At 42.3% G+C, this 1,014-nt stretch carries 1 protein-coding gene and 1 pseudogene; both read left to right on the top strand.

What is annotated here, in order from left to right; genetic code table 11:
• Window positions 1–718: o-succinylbenzoate synthase (locus G1O98_RS38370; protein ID WP_163939699.1), on the top strand; the 718-nt coding region annotated here is incomplete at its 5' end.
• Window positions 703–1,014 (top strand): annotated as a pseudogene (locus tag G1O98_RS38365) (hypothetical protein); the annotation flags it as partial. The gene G1O98_RS38370 and the pseudogene G1O98_RS38365, both read left to right, overlap by 16 nt.

Below are 1,014 nucleotides of genomic sequence, written 5' to 3'. Positions count from 1 at the left end.
GGGAGCAGGGGAGCAGGGGAGCAAGGGAGCAGAGGAGAAGAATTTAAATTTATCCTCGGCGCTTCACTCCTTGCGCTATAGCGGCTTATTACCATCTGGAAAAGCGGCTTTAAATCAATGGAAAACTCTATGGCAGAAGGGATATCGCACGTTTAAGTGGAAAATTGGTGTGGATGCGATCGCTCATGAACTAGAAATTTTTGACTCACTAATACAAACCTTACCAGCCTTTACCAAACTGCGATTAGATGCCAACGGTGGACTCACCTATGAAGAAGCTAACTTATGGCTGCGGACTTGCGACAATCTCAAAGCAAATCCAGAACTACCTCTAGAAATTGAATTTATCGAACAACCGCTACCCGTTGAACAATTTCAGCAGATGTTGGAATTGAGTACGAGTTATGAAACTGCGATCGCTTTAGATGAATCTGTTGCCACACTTGGACAACTCGCCGCCTGTTATCAACAAGGTTGGCGAGAGATTTTTGTCATCAAGCCTGGGATAGTTGGATCGCCATCTCGTCTGAGAAAGTTTTGCCACCAGCATAAAATTGATACTGTATTTTCGTCAGTATTTGAAACTGCGATCGCTAGACTTGCAGCACTCCAACTAGCAGCCGAATTATCCCAAAACGACAGGGCAGTTGGTTTTGGCATCGACCATTTTTTTGAACAAGAAGAAACGTGGTTTCAATCTTTATGGAACGACCTTTAGACTGTCTTAATAACCTAACTCAGAATGATTGGCTTATTGGTTATGACAGCAGTCATTTTAATCAAATAGCTCAAGAATTATATTTAGAACTAGCACAAGTATCAGCGTGTGGAACACCACCAAAAATTATCTTAGCCGAACGCGAACCATTAAAGTTTTTAGCAAGTTTTATTGCCGCTTGTGCAGCTAATTGTCCAGTTTTTCTTTGTAACCCCGACTGGGGAACACAAGAATGGCAACAAGTCTTTGATTTAGTACAGCCAAATATTATTTTGGGGATGGGGAATGGGGAATGG

The sequence above is a fragment of the Nostoc sp. UIC 10630 genome (assembly GCF_010747425.1).
Lineage (GTDB): Bacteria > Cyanobacteriota > Cyanobacteriia > Cyanobacteriales > Nostocaceae > Nostoc.
Note: the sequence above shows the minus strand (reverse complement) of the source record. Positions and strands in the feature narration are given on the sequence as shown.